The following is a 21,912-nucleotide window of genomic DNA, read 5'->3' on the forward strand; positions in this document are numbered from 1 at the left end:
GCACGGATCCCGTGGGCGGTTTTATAACGACGTGCGATCAACTATCACGTCCATGGTGTTCAAGAAAATCACGCTGATCGGAACGAGCGAGGAGAACTTCGACGCCGCCGCCGACGACGCGATCGACCGGGCCGAGGCCACTCTCGAGAACGTCTACTGGGCGGAGGTGAAGGAGTTCGGCGTGGAAATAAAGAACGCGCCGGAGCGGGAGTACCAGGCGGAAGTCGAGGTCGCGTTCGAACTGGAGGACTAAGCCGAGAACTCGTACAGCTCGTCACCGACGTGGTGGATCGAGGAGACGACCTTGCCGCTGTCGCCGACCATCTCGTCGCCGTCGACGAGCGCGCGGCCGACCGCGAGCACCTTCCCGTGGGTCTCCTCGGCGATCACGACGAGGTCGCCCTCGCGGATCGCCGTATCCGCCTCGACGATGCCCGGCCGCATCACGTCCGCGCCGTCGGAAACGAACGAGATAGCGCCCGCGTCCACGGTGACGACGCCGGTCTCGGGTTCGTAATCGTTCGCGCCCCGGACAGTGAGGAACGGCTCGTCGTCGTCGACGTAGAAGACCGCCGGGTCGCCGTCGACGAGGACCAACTCGTAGTTCGCGTCGACGAACTCGACGAACTCGAACGTCTCCCCGTCGATGTCGACGCCGAGGTGGTCGGCGATCGCCTCGCGGATCCCCGTGATATCGTCGCTTCGGAGGTGGTGGCGGGATTTGACTCGCATGACCGCCCGATCGGTCGGCACGCCGATAAAGGGCCCGCTCCACCACAGCAACCCGTCCGTCCCACCGACGCCACGCGTCGCGGAGTCGCCTCGCCGACCCGAATTCCCGGAGCGTTGGCCCGATCAAAACGGTATTAAACCACCTCTCCATAGTCGTCGGTATGCTTGACCCACTGCCGATCGCGCTCGCAGCGATCGCGACGCTGACGGTCGTTCTCGTCAGTACGTTGAAGGGAACGGGGTGGGAGCCCACCGAGGACATCGCCGACGAGATCGTCGAACGACGCGCCAACTCCCTCCCGGAGACTGGCTTTCCCGAGCCTGGCAACCGCGCGATCGGCGCCGGCGGCGGTGGCGGCGGCGCGATCCCGGCCGGCAGCGAGGGCGGCGAGGGCGAACTGGAGGAGGGCGGTTCGGGGGGGTCCGGCCCCGGCGACATCCCCGAAGACGAGGTCGAGTACTTCGAGGTCGAGTTCGCGAAGCAGGGCGAGACCGTCGAGCTCGCGAACAACGAGCCGATCCTCGACCAGGGCGAAGAGCAGGGGTGGGACCTCCCGTACGCCTGCCGACAGGGCCAGTGCGTCTCGTGTGCGGGCCGGATCACCGACGGCCCCTCCGAAGACTTCGTCGAACACGACAACCAGCAGATGCTCGAGGGGGCCGAACTCGACGACGGGTACACGCTCACCTGCGTCGCGTACCCCCGGGACTCGTTCACCATCGAGACGGGCGAGGCGCCGTAGACGGCGCGCGGTCCGACCCGTCGAGTCCGCTTTTCCGCGTGTGCGTTCCCGCGCCTTCGTCGTGACGGCCCAGCGAGGGGAGCTCGGACGCGTGGCACGCGCCCCGCGGACCGATCGACGCGCCCGCGCCGACGGCCGTCCGCGTCGCGACATCCTTTTTCGGGTCTCGCCCCAACCGTTCGTATGACAGTCACCACGGGTCTCGTCGCCGGCGGCGCGGTCGTCGTCGCGCTCGCCGTCGCGTTCGTCTACCGCGACGCGGTCCGGGTCGGCGTCGACGTCGGATCGCCGGGGGCGTGGGCCGGACTCGTCGCCCTCACGGCCGGCGTCGGGGTGGCGACGGCGGTGCTCGTCCCCGACGCGCCGCTCCCGGGCGTCCTCGTGGTGGTCGCTCTGGGACCGCTCTTGTACCTGCTCGAGCGCGACGACTCGCTTCACGGCGACGACGACCCGGACCCGACGCAGCTTCCGAGCGCGACGGCCGGGGCTGTCGAAGGGGACGCGCGCGAAGAGGGTGGAACGGAGGGCGGATCCGACGTGACCGCCGAGGACCCGAACGCCGTTGCCGGCTCGGAGCGCTGAGGCGGGCGGACGACGGACGGGAGATCCCTCGTCATCGACGGTGACGTAGTTCCTTTCGGCGCTGGCAACGGGTCGCAAACCGCAACCTTCCAAAGGTTCGGGCCCGAAGGGGAGGCTATGAGCGACGAGAGCCTCGCGGAGGAGATCGAGACGTGGATGGTCGGCCAGATGCCGATCATCCAGATGCACGGCGGGACGAGCGTCGTGCGCGAGGCCGACCCGGAGACCGGCGAGGTCGTCGTCGAACTCGGCGGTGGCTGTGCGGGCTGTGGGATCTCGAACATCACCGCCGAGAACATCCGCCGCGACCTCATCACGGACTTCGAGGCGGTCACCGACGTCACGGTCCGGGTCCCCTCCGCCGGCGACCAGGGCGCCTCGACCGTCGAGGGCGGCCGTGGCGGGGAGCTACGCCACGAGACTGACCCCTCGAACCACTTCTGAACGCGGACCGATCCGCGTCGCCGTCGACGCGGGACGATCCGCCCTCCGCTACAGCGCGTTCTCCAGCGCCGAGGCCACGCTACAGCGCGTTCTCCAGCGCCGAGGCCACACTCCGGGCCTTCTCGGCGAGCGGCTCCGGGGTGTCGCCGGCCTCGACGGACGCGTCGAGGATCCCGTCGTCGACGCGCTCGACCGTCCCGTCGGCGTGTTTGATCACGTCGACGTGGAGGTCGACGTAGCGGACAGCCGTCGGGAAGGCCTCGACGGGGGTACAGACGTTGACGTAGGTCCCCTTCACCGTCCCGTCGGCGGCCCGGTAGGTGGTGGGGTACCACCAGCGACCCTCCTTGAGGCTCGTCACCGCGACGTCGCCGGCCTCCCTGCGGGTGTCGAGCTCGTCGTACCGCCCGCCGGGCGTCATCTCCCGCTCGACGACCACGCTCCCGTCGTCGTCGACCGCGGTCACCGCCCCCTCGCCGAGGGTGATCAGCCGACCGTCGGGCTTGCCGTGTTCGATCCGGAGCCGGTCGCCCTCGTTCGGACCGAAGGAGTCGCACACGGCGGGGAAGGGGAAGTCGGCGTCCGGGTCCGGGTCACAGATCGCCTCGGCGAAGTCAACGCCGGCCGACGCCGATTCGGAGCCGGCCTTGACCCGGTGGTGACCCGACATCGTCGCGGTCACGTCCCGCCGGATCGAATCGAGCGCGAAGCGCGATTCGCGGCCGAACCAGACCCACACGCCGCCGTTCGGGCGCGCGAGCGGCCCGGTTCGCATCGTCGCCGAGTCCGAAAGGAGGCCGACCTCGCTGGCGTCGTGGTCACCTCCGGCGTCGGAGCCGACCGCCTCAGCGAGCCGGTCGGCGTCGGCCACGGCCCGTTCCAGCCCCGCCTCGAGTTCGTCCATGTCGGCGTCGAGCGCTGCGGGCCCCCAGACCGCGCGCCACCCGTCCGGCGGCTCGATCCCGAGGAGGTCGGTCATCCCGGCCAGCTCGCGGGCTGCCTCGTCGTCGCGGACGTCGACACGGGTCCCCGAGCCGGGCTCCAGCGTGACGAGACCGGCCCCGACCCGCAACTCCGTGTCCAGCTCCGGGCGACGCGACGCCCAGGGTGCGGCCGACGCCGTCACCTGGGTTCGAACCCGGTCGCCGGTCTCGATCCGGGCGTCGACGTTTCCGTACGGGAGGTATCCCTCGACGGGGTCACCCGAGCCGGTTCCGGCGTCCGGAGAGCCGCCATCGTCGGCTCCGACGGCCAGATCGACGACCGCGCCGCCGCCGAGCGTCTCCGCGACCTCGCCGTCGAGGACGGCCCCGACCGGTGTCGGATCGGTCCAGGCGAGCGCGTCGATCCCGACGTCGACGAGCAGGTCCCGGAGCGTCCCGACCGCGTCGGGGTCGCCGGCGACGCCGACACCCTGGCGGTCGTCGGTCGTGGAGACGGTCGCGTCCGGCGGCGCGGTCGGGAAGCCGACGTCGAACCGTCTGCGGATCGGCAGCGAGGCGTCGACGACGTCGTGATCGGCCCCGAGCAGGAGGCGCGTCACCGCGGTGGCGTATATCCCGCGGACCCGCACGTTCACGCCGCCTCACCCCGGCTCGCTCGTGTCTCACCGACGCTCCCACGCCGTCCATCGTCGTCCATGCGGGGAGCTTTCGGCCCCGACCGCTTCAACCTCCGGTGTTCGTCGAGGGCGCAACTCGTCGAGGTGGCGAGCACGCCCGGTCCGGGGGCGGTAGCGTCCGCATCCGGCGGCAACGAGCGCCACGACGGCGACCGCTTAAGTCGGATCGGGCCGAACTCGACCGCATGGATTCACGGTCGGACCCCATTCAGCGGGCCGACGACGAGGGTCGGGACCTCTATGACGTCGCCACATGGGAGGAACGCACCTCCCTCGACGGGCTCTCGGTCGCGCTGTACTGGCTTCTCACCCGCTCGGCGAAGGCGCTCGTCGTCCTCCTCGCCGGGATCATCCTCCTCGCCATCTTCGGGTCGTTCGGCGCGGGGCTCCTCGTCGATCGGACGATGGCCGCGCTCCTTGCGCTGTCCGCGATCCCGGCGTTCGGGCTCGCAGTGTACGTGTACGCCTCCGACGTCACGACGGGCGAGCCGCTCTCGCTTCTGGTCGCGACGTTCCTCCTCTCGGTGTTGACCGCGACGTTCGCGGCGGTCCTCAACGGTTTCGCCCGACCGTTCTTCGAGCCGCTCGGCTTCCTCGGGCTCGTGCTCTTCTTTTTCGTTATCGTCGGCCCGATAGAGGAGACGGTGAAGCTGCTCGCGGTGCGGCTGTACGCGTACAACGACGCGCGGTTCGACGCCGTGATCGACGGCGCGGTGTACGGCGCGATCGCCGGGCTCGGGTTCGCCGTCATCGAGAACCTGCTGTACATCGCACAGAACGTCGACATCGGTGAGCTCGCGTTCGGGCTCGCAGCGCTCGGCGCCGGCGACGGGATCGCCGCGTTGCGCGCGCTTGCGGGCCCCGGCCACGTCGTCTACTCGGCGTTCGCGGGATACTACCTCGGGCTCGCCAAGTTCAATCCGGAGAACCGTGGACCGATCGTGATCAAGGGGCTCGTGATCGCGGCGACGATCCACGCGTTGTACAACACGCTCGTCGGCCCCGCCACGGTCGTCATCTCCTCCGTCTCCGGACTCCCGCAGATCCCGGCGCTTTTCGTCTTCGTGGTCGTCTTTCAGGGCGCGTTCGGCTACCTCCTGGTGCGGAAGCTCCGACGCTACCGGGACGTGTATCTCGCGACGCGCGGGGACGGGAGCGGGGGCGGCGCGACGGGTGACGGACGCGGACCGGAGGCAGCCCCGGAGCGGGACGAGTTCGAGGAGTAGCGGGTCCCCACCTAGGGTGGCGACTCGACGTGGGACCGGTCGCCGGTCCCGCCGGTGAGCGCGCTCGCGAGCGCGCCCTTGACGACGACGTCGTCGCCGAGGCTGGTCAGGCGGATCTCGGGGACGTTGATGAACACCATGTCCGCGAGCTTCTCGCGGACCGGGTCGAGGATCCGGTCGGGGTTGTTGAGCGCGACCGCGCCGCCGACGCTCACGACGAGGGGCGCGTACGCGTGGATCACGTTCGCGATCCCCATCGCGTTCCAGTGGGCGAGCTGGTCTATCACGTGGTCGGCGAAGGTGTCCTCGCCGGCCGCCTCGAAGACGTCGACCGCGGAGAAGTCGGGGTCCTCGATCGGGAGCACCGTCTCGACCGGGTCCTCCTCGTGGAGCTCGCGGGCGTAAAGCGGGATGTTGTTGCCCGAACAGTAGCCCTCCCAGTGGCCGTCGAGCCCGCACCCGCAGGTCATGAAGCCGTGGGGGTCGACGGTCATGTGGCCCACCTCGCCGGCGTTGCCGTCCCACCCCGAGAGCACGTTGCCGTCGACGGCGACGCCCGCGCCGATCCCCGAGGAGATCGTGAGATACACCATGTCGTCGGGGTTGCGCTCGGAGTGGAACCGCTCGCCGATGACGCCCGCGATGGTGTCGTTGTGGAGGTGGACCTCCTCGGTGTCGAGCAGTCGCGAGACCGGGCCGACGAGGGGGATCCGTTCGACGGTGTCCGGGAGGTTCGCCGGTCCCACCACGACCCCGGCTGCGAGGTCGAGCGGGCCGATCGAGCCGATGCCGACGGCGACGACAGCCGTCGGGTCGACGCCCGCCTCCGCACACGCGTTTCGGACGACGCTCAACACCGCCTCGGTGACGGCGATGCCGGTCGGGCCACGGGGGGTCCCGCGCGCGTCGGAGCCGAGCACGGTCGCGGTCTCGTCGCCCACGACCGCGCGGACGTTCGTCGCGCCGAGGTCGACGCCCACGTAGTAAGCCATCGGCGGAAGGAGGTTCCCGTTACCACTTAATCGGGACGGTTCCGTCGGGTGTCGCGCTGGGCGGGGACGTTCGGCGGTTCGTCGCTGATTCGTCGCCGTATCCGCACGAGAAGAGCGCTACCGGGCGGGTCTCAGGGCGGCGCTACCGGGCGGGTCTCAGGGCGCGACGCGGCGTTTCGACTCGACCGGCTCCCCGCGAACGAACGTCACGGGACACGGCGCGGAGAGGATCACGTCCTGGGCGACGCTGCCGAAGACCGCCTTGCCGGTCGGCGAGCGGTGTCGACCGCCGACGACGACGCGGTCGGCGTCGGTCTCCTCGGCCAACCGGACGATCTCGTCGGCGTGGTCGCCGACCGCGCCGCGGATCGAGTGGTCGACGCCCGCCTCCGTGAGCGCCTTGGAGATGGCTCGGGTGGTCGTGTGGCGCTTCGCGACCGCGTCCGGCGTCGAGGCCTCGCTCTCGGGATCGACGCCGAGGTTCGATCGCACCTCGTCGAACTCCTCCCCGTCGAACACGTGCGCGAGGACGACCGTGGCCCCGGTGGGCTCCGCGACGCTCACAGCCTCCGCGGCGAGCCGTTCGGTTCGCTCCTCGTCTTCGGTTCCGACCGCTAACAGGATCGTTTCTATGCTCATACCTTCCGTTGGCGCCCGGCGCTCTTAACCTTGCTGATTTTTAACTCGATATTGAATTAATATTCATGACAGGGGGAACCGGGCGAGCGTGACGGCGAGAACGGGGTTCGACGACGACGACGAGGAAGAAGGAAGTCGCGACTCCGCGGCGGTCGTATCGCTCGACGACGGGATATCGGGTGAACGGAAACGGGGAGGGGCCGGTAGTCGGGAATTCGGGAGTCGGGAACCCGGGAGTCCGGTGAGCTCGGCAGTCGGGAACTCAGTAGTCGGGCGCGTCGTCCTCGACCTCGCGTTTCAGCGAATCGCGCCGTGACTTGGCGTCACGGCCGGTGGCTTCGAGCAGGAAGGAGTTCTTCGCGTCGACCGCGTCGGCGGCAGAGTCGGCGTTCCCCTCGGCGATGACGTCCTCGGCGGGGCGCTCCTCGAAGTGAACCGCGAGCTTGTCCTTCTTGCCGCTGTACTCGGCCGCGCCCGCGACGATCCGCTCGAAGACGGGGTTGTCGGGGTCCTCCACCACGTACAGCTCGTGGCCGTCGTACTCCTCGGTGCCGGTGACCGATCCGAAGTACTCCTCGATGGAGCCTTTGAGGTCCGGCATGCGCTCGTCGAGATGCTCACCGCGGCGCATCTTGTACTGCTTCATGCTGCGACCGTTCGACAGGGGCGCGTAAACCAGTTTCGTCACGGGGAATCGGCGCCACGTGGCGGGTTCGAGCCTCGAACCCACGAGAAAGGGAACGTCGATGAACTGGGCACGCTGACCCGGCGACTATCGCGGCCGTTCCGCGACGTAGCCGCGTTTACACTCGGGACAGATGTCGCCCGCCCGCATGGAACTCCCGCCGGAGTCGGCGGTCATCCCACACTCGGGACAGTAGTACTCCGTCGGCGTCTGCTGTGAGTCCGTAGTCTCGAGCGCCGACGCGTCCTCGCGGGTGAACCCTGAACCGGGGCCGGCCGACCCGTCGTCGGAGTCGCCGGTCGCGCCGCCGACGCCGGTCACCGGGGATCCGGACGACGACGACCGGTCCGCCGGCTCGACGTACTCCGCGTCCGGGGACTCCACAGCCGACCCGGCGGTGCCGGTGACGTCGCCGGCTTCGGGCGTGAGACCGCCGAACTCGACGCCGTCGTCGTCGCCGTCGATCTCGGCGTTGAATCCCTCGTCCTCGCCCCGCTGTTCGGGCCAGGGGGCCGCCTCGAACGTCGCGTCGTCGTCGGCCGCCTCGACCGTGGGCCACTCACCCCGGTGGCGATCGGCGTCGGACGCGGCGTCGCCGTCGTCGTCGAGGATCACGCCGTCGTCCGCCGCGGCGTCGCCGTCGGCGTCCTCGTCCGCGGGCTCGCGATCGGCGGCGGAGGCGTCGGCTGCGTCGACCGCTTCGTGGACGTCGGCCGCATCGGTCGTGTCCGAACCCCCGTCGATCAGCTCTGCCCCCTCGTCGTCCGCCGCGGACGTGGGACCGTCGGCGTCGACGGCCCCCTCGTCGGTCGGGTCGGGTCGCTCCGGGTCGGCGCTGACCGGGTCCGCTCCCCCCGGCTCCTCGCCTCCCGAACCCGCGCCCGCTGTGGGGGGTGTCCCGTCGAGGATCTCCGCGTCGTCCCCGTCGACGTCCGCGAAGTCGCCACCGACGGTTCCGCCGTAGTCGATGTCGGGACCCCGGTCCGAGACGTCGGCGTCGAGCGACGGTTCCGCGGACGCCACAGCGTCGTCGGACCCGTCCGCCGACCCGGTCGGCTCGGTCGACGACGCCCCAGTAGCCGTCGCCTGATCGGTCAGCTGTTCCATCGTCGTGACCTCGGTGTTCTCGCTCACGACCTGCGTCTCGCCGCACCGAGCGCAGGTCTTCACCTCCCTGACGGTCGTGACGACTTCCTCGCCGTCCTCCTCGCGCTCGCGTTCTATTTCGGGCTCCGAGAAGTCGTGCCCGAGCAGACACCTGATTCCCATTACACCACCCTGCGGTGCCGAGGGTAAAAAACGCCCCGTCGGCGTCGGACGCCCGGCACACGACGCGATCGGCTCGGGGGAGACGACGGTGGCTGACGACGTCGACCGTCGATCCGACACACCAGCACCTTTGAGGTTCGGCCACGTACGGGACCACGAGACATGCCGACCGTGTACTACCAAGGCGAGGAGATCGAGTGCGAGGAGGGTGACGTGCTACGCGACGTGTTGAAGGAGGCCGGCCTCTCGGTACACAACGGGTCCACCCGGACGTTCAACTGTCACGGGCTGGGCCAGTGCGGCACCTGTGCCGTCCAGGTCGACGGCGAAGTCAGCGAGCCGAGCCGAAGGGAGGAGGCCAGACTCTGGCTCCCGCCACACCACCCGAGCCACGACGTCCGGCTGGCGTGTCAGACCCGCGTCGAGGGCGACGTCGAGGTGACGAAGGGTAGCGGCCTCTGGGGCCAGCACATCTAGGCCGTCGTAGCTGTCGCTGAACGGTCGATAACAGCCCGCGACGGACGTGAGTCCGCACCGCGGGAAAGAAACTCGTTTTCGCGTGTCAGAGCCGTGTTCGGCGTCAGCCGGACGACCCGCTTCGGTATCCGGTTTACTGCCGAACGACGTTGGTCGCGCGGGGACCCTTGGGCGAGGACTCGATGTCGAACTCGAGCTCCTGACCCTCTTCGAGGTCCGGACCGCCAACGTCCTCCATGTGGAAGAACACGTCGTCGTCCTCGTCCTCAGTCGAAATGAAACCGTAGCCGCCAGTGTCGTTGAAGAAATCAACCTTTCCTGTCGCCATTGCGAATAAACACACGCCGGTTGACGGGATAAGACTTTCGAGTGTACAGTTAACACGACCATCGATCGACGATCGTGTGAGTTATCGGCCTGAGTACCCGGATCCGGTGAACGTACGGTCGATCCTACCGGATCGAACCGACTGGACCGTCGGTTTCCGGCATGCCCGTCGATTTATGTACGAGCACCCCGAGCCGACGGCCGTGTTCCGACCCCTCCGCGAGAACGGCCCCGCACTGTTGGTTCCGGCCGCGTGGACCGTGGCTGCGAGCGCCGTCCTGGGCGTCGTCAGTACCCACGCACTGTTCGTCGCCCACGTCGTCATGAGCGTCCTGCTCGTCGCGTTCCTCGTCGGATCGTGGGGCGAGATGGGGTCGGGTGCCCTCCGCGTCTGGAAGCTCGTCATCCTCGCCGGCACGCCGGTGACGCTCGCGGGAGTTCTCGGGTTCCTCGCGCTCGACGGCGTGCTCGCGCTCCCCGCGAGGCCGTTGCTGTCGATCGCGTTGTACGGATGGATACTGCTCCCGGCAGTCGGGCTGGCGGACACCGGCCGGCGGGTCGGGCGATCGGCCCGCGCCTACGACGTCGGCACAGCCTGCTGTGTCGTCGGGGCGGTCGGCGTCGCAGTCGCCGGCTCGCCGACCGCAACCGCCGTGGCCCTCGGCGTCGTCGGCGTCGGCCAGACCCTCGGGATCGTCGCTGCGACCGTCGCGGAGTGACCCCCGCGGGGTCCTCAGTCGTCGTCCGCGGTTCCGGCGGGCGTCCGCTCGACGTCAACGGAGGGTTCGAAGTCGGGCCGTTCGACGCCGAGCAGCTCGTAGGGGTCGGCGTCGTCGGGCATCGGCGACTCGTAGTCCGCACCGCCGCGCTCCTCGAACTCGGCGACGGCCTCCGCGCGTAGCTCCTCGTCGGTGAGCAGGCGGAGCAGGGTCCCGCCGATGGTCTTCGCGGCGTAGAGCATGCCCTCGGTTCCGGTCGAGCCGCTGGCGGCGACCGCCTGCCAGGAGTGCGGGGGCGTCCCGGCGGGCCACGTCGCCGTCGTCATCCGCCCCAGCGGGACGAGCTGGCTGACGTCGCCGGAGTCGGTCGAGTACGACCCCGTCTCGCCCGCGTCGAGCGCGTCGATCGGTTCGGTGAAGTAGGCGTTCTCGGCGGCGCGGTCGCGGTACTCCTCGGGTAGCTCGGCGATCTGGTCGGAGACGTCGCCGAGCGACGCCTTGAGCTCGTCGGCGATCGGGTCGTCGACCGAGAACGAGCCGAGTTCGGCCATCGTACTGCGGATCGCGTCGCCGAGCGTCTCGTTCGGTCGGACACCGTAGATCCCGCTGGTCTGGGTGACCTCGACGTCGACGTCGGCCATCAGCGCCGCCCCCGCTGTGGCGTTCTCGAACCAGTCGCTCACCTCCTCGACGAGGTCGCGGCTCGGCGCGCGCACGAGGTACTCGCCGGTCGCCTCCGGCGGGACGACGTTGGCGGCGTCGCCGCCTCGGGTGATCACGTAGTGGAGTCGGACCGGGTCGGGAACGTGCTCGCGCATGTACTCGACGGCCGTGTTGAGGAGCTGGAGCCCGTCGAGCGCGCTCCGCCCCGCCTCGGGCGAGGCGGCGGCGTGGGACGACTCCCCCCGGACCGTCACCTCGTAGCTGTCCACGGCCAGACACGACCCCTTCGTGGGCGCGTTGTACCAGCCGGGGTGCCAGGAGACCACCGCGTCGACGTCGTCGAACGCGCCCGCGCGGGCCATGTACGTCTTCCCGGACCCCGCCTCCTCGGCGGGCGTGCCGACGTAGACGACCGACCCCTCGACGCCCGCGTCGATCGCGTCGGCGACCGCGAGCACAGCCCCGAGCGAGCCGACCCCGAAGAGGTTATGCCCACAGCCGTGGCCGTTTCCGCCCTCCTCGATCGGCTCTCTCGTCCCGCCCGCGCGCTGTGAGAGGCCGGGAAGCGCGTCGAACTCGCCCATCGTGCCGACGACCGGGTCGCCCTCGCCGTAGCGGGCGACGAAGCCGGTCTCGACGTCGCCGACGCCGACCTCGACGTCGAAGCCGCGCTCGGCGAGGACGCCGATCAGTCGATCCGCCGCGTACGTCTCCTCGAACGCCGTCTGCGGGTGTTCCCAGATGTCGCGTGCGAGGTCCGTGAGCTCGTCTCGCCGGGCCTCGACCGCCTCCGTCACCGCTTCGAGTTCCATGACAACGGATGGCGAAGACCGGTGAAAAAGGGTTCGGACGCGGCGAGGCGACCGGACCGGTTGACGGGACGGGAACGCACGACTGCGGTCCCAACAAATATACATACCGTCTACGCCACGTTCCAGCCAGTCGGGCGGATCCCGTCGAGGCCCTCGACGGGTCCCCCACCCCACACCGAATGCCGTCACGAGACTCCGCACCCGACGACGACCGCGACGCCGATCCGGAAGCGCCCGCCGTCGGCGACGACGTCGAATCGACCGGCGACGAGCCCGAAGGGTTCGTCGACAGCGACGACGCCGTCACCGCCGGAAGCGACGAGGCCACCGTCACCTCAGGAAACGGGCTCGAACGCGCGTGGGAACGGCTGTCGCCGGTTCTCGACCGGGTTCGGAAGCGGTTCGAGGTCGACACCCGTTCGCTCGCCGCCGTCCGGATCGCGCTCGGACTCGTCATCCTGCTCGACCTCCTCCACCGCTCGCAGGACCTCGCGCTGTTCTACACCGACGCGGGCGTGTACCCGGTGGCTGCCTACGAGGCGACGTACGGCCAGTACACCGGGATGTCGCTCCACGCGCTCTCGGGCGACCTCTGGTTCCAAGGGCTCCTGTTCGTCGTCGCCGGCGCGTTCGCGGTCGCGTTCCTCCTCGGCTACCGCACGCGGCTGGTCGGCGTCGTCTCGCTGCTGTTGTTGTTCTCGCTTCAGGCGCGCAACCCCGCACTCCTCAACGGCGGCGACCGGCTGTTCCGTGTCCTGTTGGCCGTCGCGCTCGTCACGCCGCTCGGCGAGCGGTGGTCCGTCGACGCGCTCCGGCGCGGGTCGGCCCGGACGGCCGTCGCGAGCTTCGGGACCGCAGCGCTTCTCGCCCAACCGGTGGTCGTGTTCACCTCGAACGCGATCGCGAAACACGCCGGCGAGGAGTGGTACGCCGGCGACGGCCTCACGATCGCCTTACACAACGAGGTGATGACGACCGCGCTCGGCAAGGTCCTCGCCGACTTCCCGACGCTCCTGACGCTCCTCAACTACGGCTGGGTGACGCTCCTGTCCGGCTCCGCGCTGTTCCTTTTGGCCACCGTCGGCCGCGTCCGAATGGTGGCCGCGCTCGTGTACACCAGCGCGTTCGTCGGGATGTTGCTCACGATGGCGGTCGGGCTGTTCCCGTTACTGTTGATGACGTCGATGCTCCCCTTCATGCCGGCCGTCTTCTGGGAGACGTGCTCCCGCCGCGTGCCGTCGGCGTGGACGGAGCGACTCCCGTCGACGTCGGCGGTCGCGGCGGCACTCGGTCCGCTCGGGCGACCCCCGATCGAGCGTCGGGTCCTCGACCCCGACCGGGAGGGCTGGTACGGGGAGGCGTCCGACTACACGATCGCGTACGGTCGGTCGCTGTTGACGGTGATCGGCTTCTGCGTGCTGGTCTGGATGCTGGTGTTCAGCGCGGCCACCGTCGGCGACTACGACGTGCCCGCCGAGATCGACTACGACCACCTCGATCAACAGAAGTGGGGGCTGTACGCGCCAGACCCCAGCGAGTCGTACAGCTGGTACCCCTCGCGGGCGTACCTCGCGAACGGCTCGACGACGAACGCGTTCGGCGGTGGGGAGCTCACCTTCGACCGGCCGCCGGACCCGGCCGCCGAGTATCCGAACTTCCGACACCGGAAATTCATGTCGGCGGTCGACAGCTCCGGACCGGACGGGTCCATCGCGGAGAGCTACGCCGACTGGGTGTGCGAGCGAGCCCAGGAGTCCCACGACGCGCCAGTCGACAGCGTGACCGTCTACCAGGTGTACCAGTCGAGCCCGATCGACGGGGAGTACGAGGATCCCGGCCGACAGATCGTGATCGAACACGACTGTCCGGCCGGCTGATCGGTCCGTCGACCCTCCAGCTGATCGGTCCGTCGACCCCCCGGCCGACCACGACCGCGACAGGTTTTAGGACGCCACAGGCCTTCGATCGGGTATGGTCTCGACCGGCGACACCGCACCGACGTTCACGGCGGCGTACAAGGGTTCCGACCACGAGACGTTCGACCTCGAGGATCACCTCGGCGACGGCCCTGTCGTCTTAGCGTTCTTCCCCGGCGCGTTCACGCCGCCGTGTAGCAACGAGATGGTGGCGCTCCAGGAACGGTACGACGACTTCGAGTCGGCCGGCGCGACTCTGTTCGGGATCAGCGCCGACTCCGCGTTCTCGCTCGGGGCCTTCGCCGAGGAGTACGACCTGGAGTTTGATCTCGTGAGCGACATGGACGGCGACACGATCGGGGCGTACGGGCTCTCGCTGGACATCGCCGACCTCGGCCTCTACGGCGTGGCCAACCGGGCGGTGTACGTCCTCGACGAGGAGGGGACGGTGACCTACGAGTGGGTTTCCGACGACCCGACGAACGAACCCGACTACGACGCGTTGCTCGAGGCCGTCGAGGCAGCCTGATCTCGGGTTCCGAGCCCGTTCTCGCCCCGGACGACCGTCCTCGACACGTTTTTTCCCTGCGCAGAGAAACGGAGACCGAAATGCGTTCACGAGCCACGGGAGAGAGCGGCGATCGGCCGAATCGAGTGCGGCTCCGCGTGCTCCGTCGCCCGCTCGTCGTCTGGGTCCTCATGGCGATCCTCGCCGTCCTCAACGGCGGCTTCAGGGAGACCGTTCTCGTGTCTCGGTTCGGCCATCGCGTCGCACACCTCCTCAGCACGGCTCTCCTCGTCGCTGTGATCCTCCTCGTCGCGTACGGCTTCTTCCGGTCGACGTCGACCGACTACCGGCCGAAGGAACTCGTAGCCGTCGGCGTCTGTTGGACCGTCCTGACCGTCGGTTTCGAGTTCCTCGTCGGATACGTGGAGGGAACGCCCGTTTCGGTGACGCTCGGACAGTACGACGTGTTCGCGGGGCAGGTGTGGATCGTCGTCCCGGTGACCCTGCTCGTCGCGCCGATGCTGTTCGGACACGTCCTCCGTCGCCGGTAGCGGCCGACCGCGCGGCCGCCGGCCGCCAACGTATATCCCTCCGTACACACATCCATCGGCATGGAGTCACACACGGTCGACGGCGGCGGGGGGACGGAGCTACGCGTCGACGCCGCGGGACAGTCGGAGGCACCGACGATCCTGCTCGTTCACGGCTACTCGCAGTCGCGGCTCTGCTGGTACGAACAGTTCGACGGGGCGTTGGCCGACGAGTTCCGCCTGCTCGCGCCGGACCTCCGCGGTCACGGCGACTCGGGGAAGCCGGCCGGCAGTGACCGATACCGCGACCCGGAGCGCTGGGCTGCGGACCTGCGCGCCGTGATCGACGAGCTGGCGACCGACGATCCGGTCCTCGTCGGCTGGTCGTACGGCGGGCTGGTCGTCTCCGACTATCTCGCCGTCGACGGGACCGACGACGTGGCCGGGGTCGTCTTCGTGGGAGCGATCACGGAGAAGGGGACCGACGCCGCAGCCGAGATCGCCGGCGAGGAGTTCGCCGGGATGCTCGACGACCTCGAGACCCGCGACGCCGAGGCCAGCGTGGACGCGCTCGGCCGGTTCCTCGACATCTGTACCGCCGAACCGGTGCCGCCGCGCGAGTACCACCTCATGCTCGGGTACAACGCGCGGTGTCCGCCGCGGGTTCGGGAGGCGCTGCAAGCCCGGACCGGTTCGAACGCTGCGACGCTCCGCGAACTGGACGTCCCGGCGCTGTTCGTCCACGGATCCGCCGACCGGGTCGTCCGTCCACGGGCCGCCCGACAGCACGCCGACCTCGTACCCGACGGCGAGGTCTCCGTCTACGAGGGGGTCGGCCACTCGCCGTTCCTCGAGGACCCGGAGCGGTTCGACCGGGAGCTTCGCCAGTTCGCGACGCGGGTCACCGAGACGTGACGTGTACGGACGGACGGATCCGCGTCAAAACGGGAACCGCCCGGAGACGATCAAAAGTGGCGCTCCACGATCCTCTCGGCGGTCCGGGCTGCTAGCGCCTGTCCCGTGTTGGTCGGGTTCGGCCCGCCGACGCCGTTGGCGAGGGCGCTGTGGTCCGCGACGAACAGGCGGTCGACCGCGTAGGCCTCACACGCCTCGTCGACGACCTTTCCCATCCGCATCGTGCTGTGGAGATGGAGCGCCGTCGGCGGGGAATCGGCGCGGTGGACGTGGGACGCCCCCGCCTCGCGAAGGATCTCCGCCGCGATCTCCGCCAGTTCGTCGCGTCGCTTTCGGTCCGCCTCGCTCGGCGTGTAGTTGACGAGCGGGATGGGGCCGTGTTCGTCCTCCGCGCCGTTCTGGACGGTCACGCCGTTTCGTTTCAGGGGACGGTCGTCGCTGACGACGAGCACCGGGAGCATCCGGCGGTAGTCCGAGAGGAGTCGCTTGAGATCCGGTCCGGCGAGCCGACCCATCGTGTCCCAGGGCGCGTCCTCGGTGTCGTGCTGGAAGGCGAACCCCGACGCGCTGGCGCCGAACCCGAGGATCGCACCGACGCCCGGCGTCGTTCCGACCGTCTGGAGCATGCCGAGCCCCGGATAGTCGAACCGGGCCGCGATGTTCTGTCCCTCGTGTTGGTCGACCGTGGGCTTGCCGAGCGTCGTCTCCAGATCGTCGGCGTCCCACAGCCCCATCACGTTGTCCCCGAAGTGGATCGTCAGGCCGCGGCCGACCCACTCCTCGTCCGGGAGGTCGGCGTTCAACCAGAGCCGTGGCGTCTCGATGGCACCGGCCGCGAGGACGACCACCCCCGCCTCGACGGTCGTCGTCGCTCCCGACCAGGTGTCCCGGAACGTCACGCCCGTGGCGGTCGGGGTGTCGCCGAGGGGAGTCTCGGTCGTCACGTCGACGGCGAACGCGTTCGGGCGGACGGTGACGTTGCCGGTACGCATCGCGGCCGGGACGAAACTGACGTTGCTCGCGCGTTTGGCCTTCTCCTCGAAGGGTGCGCCCCGTGGATGCGGATTTCCGGCGATCTCGCCGAGCCCGAGGGTGTGACCCGTCACGTCCGGATACGTGAACTCCCCGTCGTAGTCGCCGTCGACGTGGAGGCGCTGGTCCGGGCGCCTGATCGCGTTGGGCTGGGGTCGGTAGCCGGGAGACGTGACGTTCATCTCGTCGATGAGCTCCCATCCCGCGGCCGCCGCACCCCGAAAGAACAGCTCCTCTTTGGCGGTGACAGGGGCCGGCTGTACGTCGCACAGTTCCTCTACGTCCCGGTAGTACGGTAGCAGGTCCGCGTAGTCGATCGGCCAGTGGCCCTGCTCGTCGATGGCCGCGGGATACGCCCGCGGGTGACAGCCGGTGTAGTGGAGTGTCGTGCCGCCGACGCCGGCACACTGGAGGATCGCGCCGTCGCCGGGGAACTTCCGCGTCCAGATGCCTCGATCCTCGTCGGCGGGCCCGAAGAAGAGCTGGTTTACCATCTCGAACTCGCGAGTCGTGAACTGCTCGTCGAGCAGTTCGCCGCTCAGGTCGTCGACGTCCGAGGAAGCCTCGGCCCCCGGGTCCCCGTGTGGGTCGGGCCACTTCTCGTTGCCGTGGAACGGCCCGGCCTCCAGGATCAGGACGGACAGCCCCGCCTCAGCGAGCTTCCAAGCCGCGACGGGTCCGTCCCCGCCCGCCCCCACGACGACGACGTCGTACTCGGGGTCGACCATCTCACGCACCTCCCTCGGGGTACGGCTCGACGTAGCCGTCGGTGTCGTATTCGTTCTCCCGAAACCGGCCGGGCGACGCGAACAGGCCGACTGGCGGTCCGTCGTGGTCGTCGATCGTCGTCCACACGTCCTCGGAACCGAGCGTCCCGTCCTCCGTCCCGAGGTACCCGCGTAGACACGCGTAGCCGTTCGTGAACCCGGGGAACCCGGTCTGTTGCCACCCCTGAACTGACGCGGGGTCGTTCGGATGGTCCTGTCCGAACGGCATGCGTTCGGGATCCGGATACCCGTCCCACTCGCTGTAGTAGATCAGCTTCGGAAACCCGACGACGAGCTGACCGACCAGCCCCCCGTCGAACTCCACGAACCGGCCGTCCGGAAGGGTGATCTTCGCCTCGATCTCGTCCAGCACGTGGATCGCCCGGAGCCGGTCCCGCGGCGACAGCCTGGCGAAGGGGCCGGCGACGTCCCGGATCCGATCGGCGGAGACGTCGGTTCCCTCGAAGAACGCCACGGGACGCTCCTCGTTCGGCTCGTCCTCGTTGTCGCCGCGCGCGATGAGCTTGAGCGCCGCCGAGTCGAGGACGTTCGCGATCGGCTTCACGACGTCCACGTCGCGACGGATGTTGGGCAACCCGATCTGTACCCGATCGTCGACGTAGACGCCGAGGAACTCCGCGACCTCCACGTCGTTGCCCCCGGGAACGTGCTCCGGACCCAGCTCGTCCGCCAACTCCGGCGTGGTCGGTATCACGGCGTCCACGCAGGCACGGAACGTCACGCGCGCGTGGAGATCCCCGGGCGAGGAGGCGCCGTGCGTGCGACCGAGGACGCGCCGGCCGACCGTGCGAAGCCAGCTCACCTTCGCCGTAAGGAACGTTCGCACCCTATGGATGACGCCACCACGAGTCATGTTGTGTGTCAACAATGAGCAAATTGATAGCTGTTTCGGACGACCGGTCGAACGTCGGGTCACACGCCGGAAAACGACGGATAAGGGGTTTTCGCGACGGAGTTCACGGGGGCGAGTCCAGCACCCCGGACGTCGATCCCTCCGATGTCGACTCCTCGAGGACCTCGATGCCGTTCGCCTCCCAGAGCTCCGCCGCCTTTCGCATCCCGATGGGGACGTCGAGCCCGACCTTGTCGAGGTGGCTGGCGGGCTGCTCGACCGGACACAGCTCGAAGTGTGGGCAGACGACGAACCCGTCCGGGTGCGAGAATCCGCGCACGTGGGTCTGCCAGAAGCGCCCCTCACGGTCGAGCGACTCGATGCGCCGCATATTGAGCACCTCCTCGCCGAACGCGTCGTGGACGTAGTAGTACGAGATCACGTGCCACGTCGCGAAGTGATTCCGGGCGAGCACCTCCCTGACGTGCTGGCGATCCGAATCGAGGAGCTGGTACGGAGGGGCACCCTCGAGACGGAAGAATCGCCGACGGATCCGATGTTGGAAGCCGTGCTGGAGACGGGTCCACGGAAGCCGGGCCAGGACGCGACCGATGCGGCTCATTTGCTCGCGACGGCTCCGTCGGTTCCGGGAGCCTCGAGGGGCGTGATCGTCTCGACGTTCGCCGTCCACGTCAGCTCCGCCGCCCGTCGGAAGCCCAGGAACAACAGGACGCTACCGGCCAGTCCGGTCGCGACGAAGTCCAGCGGCCAGTGCCACGGATACGGCGCGGGCGGGTCGCCGACGCTGTCGGGGAGACCCTTCAATACCGGGATGTACCAGAACAGGTACGCCACCAGGTAGAACCCCCCGATGACCGTCCACAGCCAGTCCGTCTTGGTGAGCCAGTCAGTAACACGCATGGCCGCATATACGGATATAAAGCTCTTAAACCCCCATTCCTTGGGGACGGTTATCGATCCCTCTCGTCCGCGCGGCGTACCGCGAGGTAAACGACCACGACGACGAGCGCCAAGAACAGCAGACCGCCGCCGACCGCACGCCACGTCCTCGAGCGTCTGGGTTCGTCCCCGTCGACGTCCGAACCAGCCTCCGGGTCGAGGTCCGTCCTCCCGTCGCGCCACGTCGTCGCCCGGGTGGCGACGTACTCGTCGATGGAGTCGTCCGCGACGACCTCGAACGACGCCCGTCCCGCGAAGGCGAACGGTTCGAGCAGCGACCCGAGCACGTCCGCGAACAGCTCCGCGTCCTCGGCGGTCGCCCACTCGTACAGCTCGAGGAACTCGCCGGGTCGGTCGCCCGCGAGCCAGAGTTTCCGTCTGAACCCCGGCATGCCGGTAAAGAAGGGGGTCGCCACGTTCGCGAAGGGGTCGAAAAGCACCTCGCGGAGCGCCACACCCTTCGCCCGGTTCGGCACGTCGACCTCGAAGACGAGGATCACGCCGTCGTCCACTGCGTCCCCGTCGGGACGGTCGAGTTCCGTCTCGCGATAGACGACGAACGAGTCACCGTCCGGCGTCTCGAGGACGTGTCCGATCCGATCACCGGGGAACCGGACACGGCCGGTGAGGAGGTACTGTACGGAGCGGACCGCCGCCCGTGCGAAGGTGAGTGCGGTTCGAGGGTTCATGTGTCATCACCGATCGACGGGCACGGCACCCCACGAAGACGCGATTCGCGAGCCTCCTCGGGCCACCGCGCCCCTCGATCCAGTCCGTTCTACCGGACGGTTTTGCCGGTTGGGTAATCAAACTGCCGGCGACCGCCTCGTCGATCGGTTCGCTCACGGAGAGGAAGCCCACGACCTCAGTCGTGGGTAACTGACGTGAGCTGTATCGCCTACATCGGTTCGAATGGATCGACGGGGAACCCGCCGAACGCCGGAACAGAGTCGAAGCCACGTCGGCGTTGTGGACCACATCACTCCCGGTCTCGAAGCTGCTGCCACGAGAGAACCGCCCGCTGGAGCGCGGTGGCGTTGCTCGCGATCATGAAGAAGACGATCAGCCATCCGACGATCGTCAATCCGAGGTACTCCGCCCGGATCCACACGGCGGCGATGCTCACGCCGCCGACGAGGAGCAGTACCTCGACCCGCGTGATGAGCCCCTCGTACATCCGACCGAGCCCGACGGCCTGCGCCTGCGTGCCGACGTAGGCGTTCAACAGGATCCCGACGATCGCGACGAAGCCGATGTCGAAGCGTCCGATCCCCGCTACGAGCCCGCCGAGTATCACCACGTCGGCGTAGCGGTCGACCAGGTGATCTAGGAAATCCCCTTCCGGCGTCGCGCTGTCGGTTTGGCGGGCGAGGGCTCCGTCGAGCATATCCAGAAAGCCGTTGAACAACACCAACACACCGCCCAGCAGGTACCACGACGGGTCGCCTCCGGCGATCGCCAGGACGACTGCGGCGGCGACGGCGACCCCCATGGACGCGACGGTCACCGCGTTCGGCGACAGTCCGAGGCGGTCGGCGACGGAGACGAACGGCGTGATCGCCCGGTTCGATATCGTTCGAAACCTGTCGAGCGTCATCGTCGCGGATACCTCGTTCCGCCCCCGCTGTCATCGTCTTTCGACCTCGCGATCGGAGCCAGAACCATGGGCAAGGGCTCTCGCGGGACCGATAAAAAGTGCTCCATCGGTCCGGGCCGCGGTCGCCAGTCGCCCTCGCACCGCTCACCGTCTCGAAATATGCCGCCTCGGCTTTGGTGATGGTTGTAAGCAATACGAACGCGCTCCTCCCCTCCCTACTCGCTCCCGATAGTCGCTCCTTGAGGAAGGGGACTCCGCGCTACCGCTTTAGTTGAACCCCGCAGGAGAACACCGACCGATCCACGTCATGTCAGAAACCGCGTGTGAGCTCCGGAGGTGTACGGGGCAGAACGGCTTTTCATTCGGATCGAGAACTGGAAAGACTCCCCTCGACGTGCTCGCAGGACCGAAACCGTCCCCAGATCGATCGGCGGTCGGCGACGAATCGGTAGCCACGTTCTCGAATCCATCCCGAATACGGAAGCAGACGCGCCGTGTGAACGAGATATCGACCGACGATCCCACAGCGGCTGACACACTCTTCAAGCGCTCGACCGCAGGAGTACACGGCTTCGTCGGTCAACAGGTGCATACAGGTCTCGTATCCGTCCGGAAGCCGGGCCTTCTGATCCGCCGTGAGTTCGCTGAACCCCACGGGATCGAACCTGCCAAACCGCACCAACCACCGAATCATGTACATACAGAAACCGCACTCATCGTCGTAAACGAGGCGTGGCACAGCCATACAGGTGATTTGGAGCGGTCACTATTTTATGTTCTCCCGAGCGGGTGACCGAGACGCAGTCTTCAGCATTTTCGAGGTGGAGCCCCCGACCTCAAGGAGCGAACGGAGTGAGCGAGTAGGTCGGGGAGGAAACCGACATGGGACGACACAACCACCAC

Annotated in this window: 26 protein-coding genes; 11 read left to right on the forward strand and 15 right to left on the reverse strand. The window is 68.6% G+C overall.

The genetic code is table 11. The features are described from left to right. The first annotated feature begins 52 nt into the window (after window positions 1-52). The gene (locus tag DQW50_RS15440; RefSeq protein ID WP_112080155.1) at window positions 53-253 is read left to right on the forward strand and encodes a dodecin; all 201 of its coding nucleotides are present in this window, start codon (window positions 53-55) and stop codon (window positions 251-253) included. Here the strand turns inward: DQW50_RS15440 and DQW50_RS15445 are convergent. Beyond that, on the reverse strand, window positions 250-732 hold the full coding sequence (locus tag DQW50_RS15445) for an RNA-binding protein (protein WP_112080156.1): 483 nt from the start codon (window positions 730-732) through the stop codon (window positions 250-252). The genes DQW50_RS15440 and DQW50_RS15445 overlap by 4 nt on opposite strands. A gap of 161 nt (window positions 733-893) precedes the next feature. Here DQW50_RS15445 and DQW50_RS15450 point away from each other — a divergent pair, with 161 nt between their 5' ends. The 3 genes from DQW50_RS15450 (at window position 894) to DQW50_RS15460 (ending at window position 2,501) form a co-directional block, all read left to right on the forward strand. After that, window positions 894-1,475 carry a 2Fe-2S iron-sulfur cluster-binding protein gene (locus tag DQW50_RS15450; protein ID WP_112080157.1) on the forward strand — a complete coding sequence of 194 codons (582 nt, stop codon included), beginning with the start codon at window positions 894-896 and terminating at the stop codon, window positions 1,473-1,475. A gap of 183 nt (window positions 1,476-1,658) precedes the next feature. Beyond that, the gene (locus tag DQW50_RS15455) at window positions 1,659-2,057 is read left to right on the forward strand and encodes a hypothetical protein (protein WP_241964458.1); all 399 of its coding nucleotides are present in this window, start codon (window positions 1,659-1,661) and stop codon (window positions 2,055-2,057) included. A gap of 117 nt (window positions 2,058-2,174) precedes the next feature. Then, on the forward strand, window positions 2,175-2,501 hold the full coding sequence (locus DQW50_RS15460) for a NifU family protein (RefSeq protein WP_112080158.1): 327 nt from the start codon (window positions 2,175-2,177) through the stop codon (window positions 2,499-2,501). Window positions 2,502-2,580: 79 nt separating this feature from the next. On the opposite strand, the gene DQW50_RS15465 is transcribed toward DQW50_RS15460, so the two are convergent. Next, window positions 2,581-4,080 (reverse strand): DUF402 domain-containing protein, encoded by a 1,500-nt coding sequence (locus tag DQW50_RS15465; protein WP_112080159.1) that lies wholly within the window; start codon window positions 4,078-4,080, stop codon window positions 2,581-2,583. A 227-nt stretch (window positions 4,081-4,307) separates the two neighbouring features. Here DQW50_RS15465 and DQW50_RS15470 point away from each other — a divergent pair, with 227 nt between their 5' ends. Further along, a complete protein-coding gene (locus DQW50_RS15470) occupies window positions 4,308-5,348 on the forward strand; it encodes a PrsW family intramembrane metalloprotease (RefSeq protein WP_112080160.1) in 1,041 nt (346 codons plus the stop codon). A gap of 11 nt (window positions 5,349-5,359) precedes the next feature. Here DQW50_RS15470 and DQW50_RS15475 read toward each other — a convergent pair whose 3' ends face one another. The 4 genes from DQW50_RS15475 to DQW50_RS15495 all read right to left on the reverse strand — a co-directional run bounded on the left by DQW50_RS15475 (window position 5,360) and on the right by DQW50_RS15495 (window position 8,933). Continuing rightward, window positions 5,360-6,340: an ROK family protein gene (locus tag DQW50_RS15475; protein ID WP_112080161.1), complete on the reverse strand. Its 981-nt coding sequence runs from the start codon at window positions 6,338-6,340 to the stop codon at window positions 5,360-5,362. Window positions 6,341-6,496: 156 nt separating this feature from the next. Beyond that, on the reverse strand, window positions 6,497-6,979 hold the full coding sequence (locus tag DQW50_RS15480; protein ID WP_112080162.1) for a universal stress protein: 483 nt from the start codon (window positions 6,977-6,979) through the stop codon (window positions 6,497-6,499). Window positions 6,980-7,241: 262 nt separating this feature from the next. Beyond that, entirely contained in the window at window positions 7,242-7,625 is a 384-nt protein-coding gene (locus DQW50_RS15490) for a DUF5611 family protein (protein ID WP_112080164.1), read from the reverse strand. A 126-nt stretch (window positions 7,626-7,751) separates the two neighbouring features. After that, window positions 7,752-8,933 carry a hypothetical protein gene (locus DQW50_RS15495; RefSeq protein WP_112080165.1) on the reverse strand — a complete coding sequence of 394 codons (1,182 nt, stop codon included), beginning with the start codon at window positions 8,931-8,933 and terminating at the stop codon, window positions 7,752-7,754. Window positions 8,934-9,095: 162 nt separating this feature from the next. Here DQW50_RS15495 and DQW50_RS15500 point away from each other — a divergent pair, with 162 nt between their 5' ends. Then, window positions 9,096-9,410: a 2Fe-2S iron-sulfur cluster-binding protein gene (locus DQW50_RS15500; RefSeq protein ID WP_112080166.1), complete on the forward strand. Its 315-nt coding sequence runs from the start codon at window positions 9,096-9,098 to the stop codon at window positions 9,408-9,410. Between the two features lie 133 nt (window positions 9,411-9,543). On the opposite strand, the gene DQW50_RS15505 is transcribed toward DQW50_RS15500, so the two are convergent. Beyond that, window positions 9,544-9,738, reverse strand: a complete 195-nt coding sequence (locus tag DQW50_RS15505; protein WP_023499165.1) for a cold-shock protein — start codon at window positions 9,736-9,738, stop codon at window positions 9,544-9,546. A gap of 175 nt (window positions 9,739-9,913) precedes the next feature. On the opposite strand from DQW50_RS15505, the gene DQW50_RS15510 reads away from it, so the two are divergent. After that, window positions 9,914-10,456, forward strand: a complete 543-nt coding sequence (locus tag DQW50_RS15510; RefSeq protein WP_112080167.1) for a hypothetical protein — start codon at window positions 9,914-9,916, stop codon at window positions 10,454-10,456. Between the two features lie 14 nt (window positions 10,457-10,470). Here the strand turns inward: DQW50_RS15510 and DQW50_RS15515 are convergent, their stop codons facing one another. Next, complete coding sequence (locus tag DQW50_RS15515) at window positions 10,471-11,931, reverse strand: amidohydrolase (RefSeq protein ID WP_112080168.1); 1,461 nt, start codon at window positions 11,929-11,931, stop codon at window positions 10,471-10,473. 179 nt (window positions 11,932-12,110) lie between these two features. Between DQW50_RS15515 and DQW50_RS15520 the strand changes: the two genes are divergently transcribed. The 4 genes from DQW50_RS15520 (at window position 12,111) to DQW50_RS15535 (ending at window position 15,800) form a co-directional block, all read left to right on the forward strand. After that, complete coding sequence (locus DQW50_RS15520) at window positions 12,111-13,808, forward strand: HTTM domain-containing protein (protein ID WP_112080169.1); 1,698 nt, start codon at window positions 12,111-12,113, stop codon at window positions 13,806-13,808. Window positions 13,809-13,902: 94 nt separating this feature from the next. Beyond that, a complete protein-coding gene (locus DQW50_RS15525; protein WP_112080170.1) occupies window positions 13,903-14,376 on the forward strand; it encodes a redoxin domain-containing protein in 474 nt (157 codons plus the stop codon). An 80-nt stretch (window positions 14,377-14,456) separates the two neighbouring features. Then, entirely contained in the window at window positions 14,457-14,906 is a 450-nt protein-coding gene (locus tag DQW50_RS15530; RefSeq protein WP_112080171.1) for a hypothetical protein, read from the forward strand. A 60-nt stretch (window positions 14,907-14,966) separates the two neighbouring features. Further along, the gene (locus tag DQW50_RS15535; protein WP_112080172.1) at window positions 14,967-15,800 is read left to right on the forward strand and encodes an alpha/beta fold hydrolase; all 834 of its coding nucleotides are present in this window, start codon (window positions 14,967-14,969) and stop codon (window positions 15,798-15,800) included. Between the two features lie 50 nt (window positions 15,801-15,850). Here DQW50_RS15535 and DQW50_RS15540 read toward each other — a convergent pair whose 3' ends face one another. The 7 genes from DQW50_RS15540 to DQW50_RS15570 all read right to left on the reverse strand — a co-directional run bounded on the left by DQW50_RS15540 (window position 15,851) and on the right by DQW50_RS15570 (window position 21,754). Beyond that, entirely contained in the window at window positions 15,851-17,560 is a 1,710-nt protein-coding gene (locus DQW50_RS15540) for a GMC oxidoreductase (protein ID WP_112080173.1), read from the reverse strand. Window position 17,561: 1 nt separating this feature from the next. After that, on the reverse strand, window positions 17,562-18,473 hold the full coding sequence (locus DQW50_RS15545) for a hypothetical protein (RefSeq protein WP_127341352.1): 912 nt from the start codon (window positions 18,471-18,473) through the stop codon (window positions 17,562-17,564). A gap of 103 nt (window positions 18,474-18,576) precedes the next feature. Beyond that, the gene (locus tag DQW50_RS15550; RefSeq protein WP_112080175.1) at window positions 18,577-19,074 is read right to left on the reverse strand and encodes a hypothetical protein; all 498 of its coding nucleotides are present in this window, start codon (window positions 19,072-19,074) and stop codon (window positions 18,577-18,579) included. Further along, entirely contained in the window at window positions 19,071-19,373 is a 303-nt protein-coding gene (locus tag DQW50_RS15555) for a hypothetical protein (protein ID WP_112080176.1), read from the reverse strand. Before DQW50_RS15555 ends, DQW50_RS15550 begins: the two co-directional genes overlap by 4 nt. Window positions 19,374-19,423: 50 nt before the next feature. Continuing rightward, entirely contained in the window at window positions 19,424-20,101 is a 678-nt protein-coding gene (locus DQW50_RS15560; RefSeq protein WP_112080177.1) for a hypothetical protein, read from the reverse strand. A gap of 290 nt (window positions 20,102-20,391) precedes the next feature. After that, entirely contained in the window at window positions 20,392-21,009 is a 618-nt protein-coding gene (locus tag DQW50_RS15565; protein ID WP_112080178.1) for a CDP-alcohol phosphatidyltransferase family protein, read from the reverse strand. Between the two features lie 358 nt (window positions 21,010-21,367). Further along, window positions 21,368-21,754 carry a thiol-disulfide oxidoreductase DCC family protein gene (locus DQW50_RS15570; RefSeq protein ID WP_112080179.1) on the reverse strand — a complete coding sequence of 129 codons (387 nt, stop codon included), beginning with the start codon at window positions 21,752-21,754 and terminating at the stop codon, window positions 21,368-21,370. Between the last annotated feature and the right edge of the window lie 158 nt (window positions 21,755-21,912).

The organism is Halorubrum sp. 48-1-W (genome assembly GCF_003287355.1).
In the GTDB taxonomy this organism is placed as follows: domain Archaea; phylum Halobacteriota; class Halobacteria; order Halobacteriales; family Haloferacaceae; genus Halorubrum.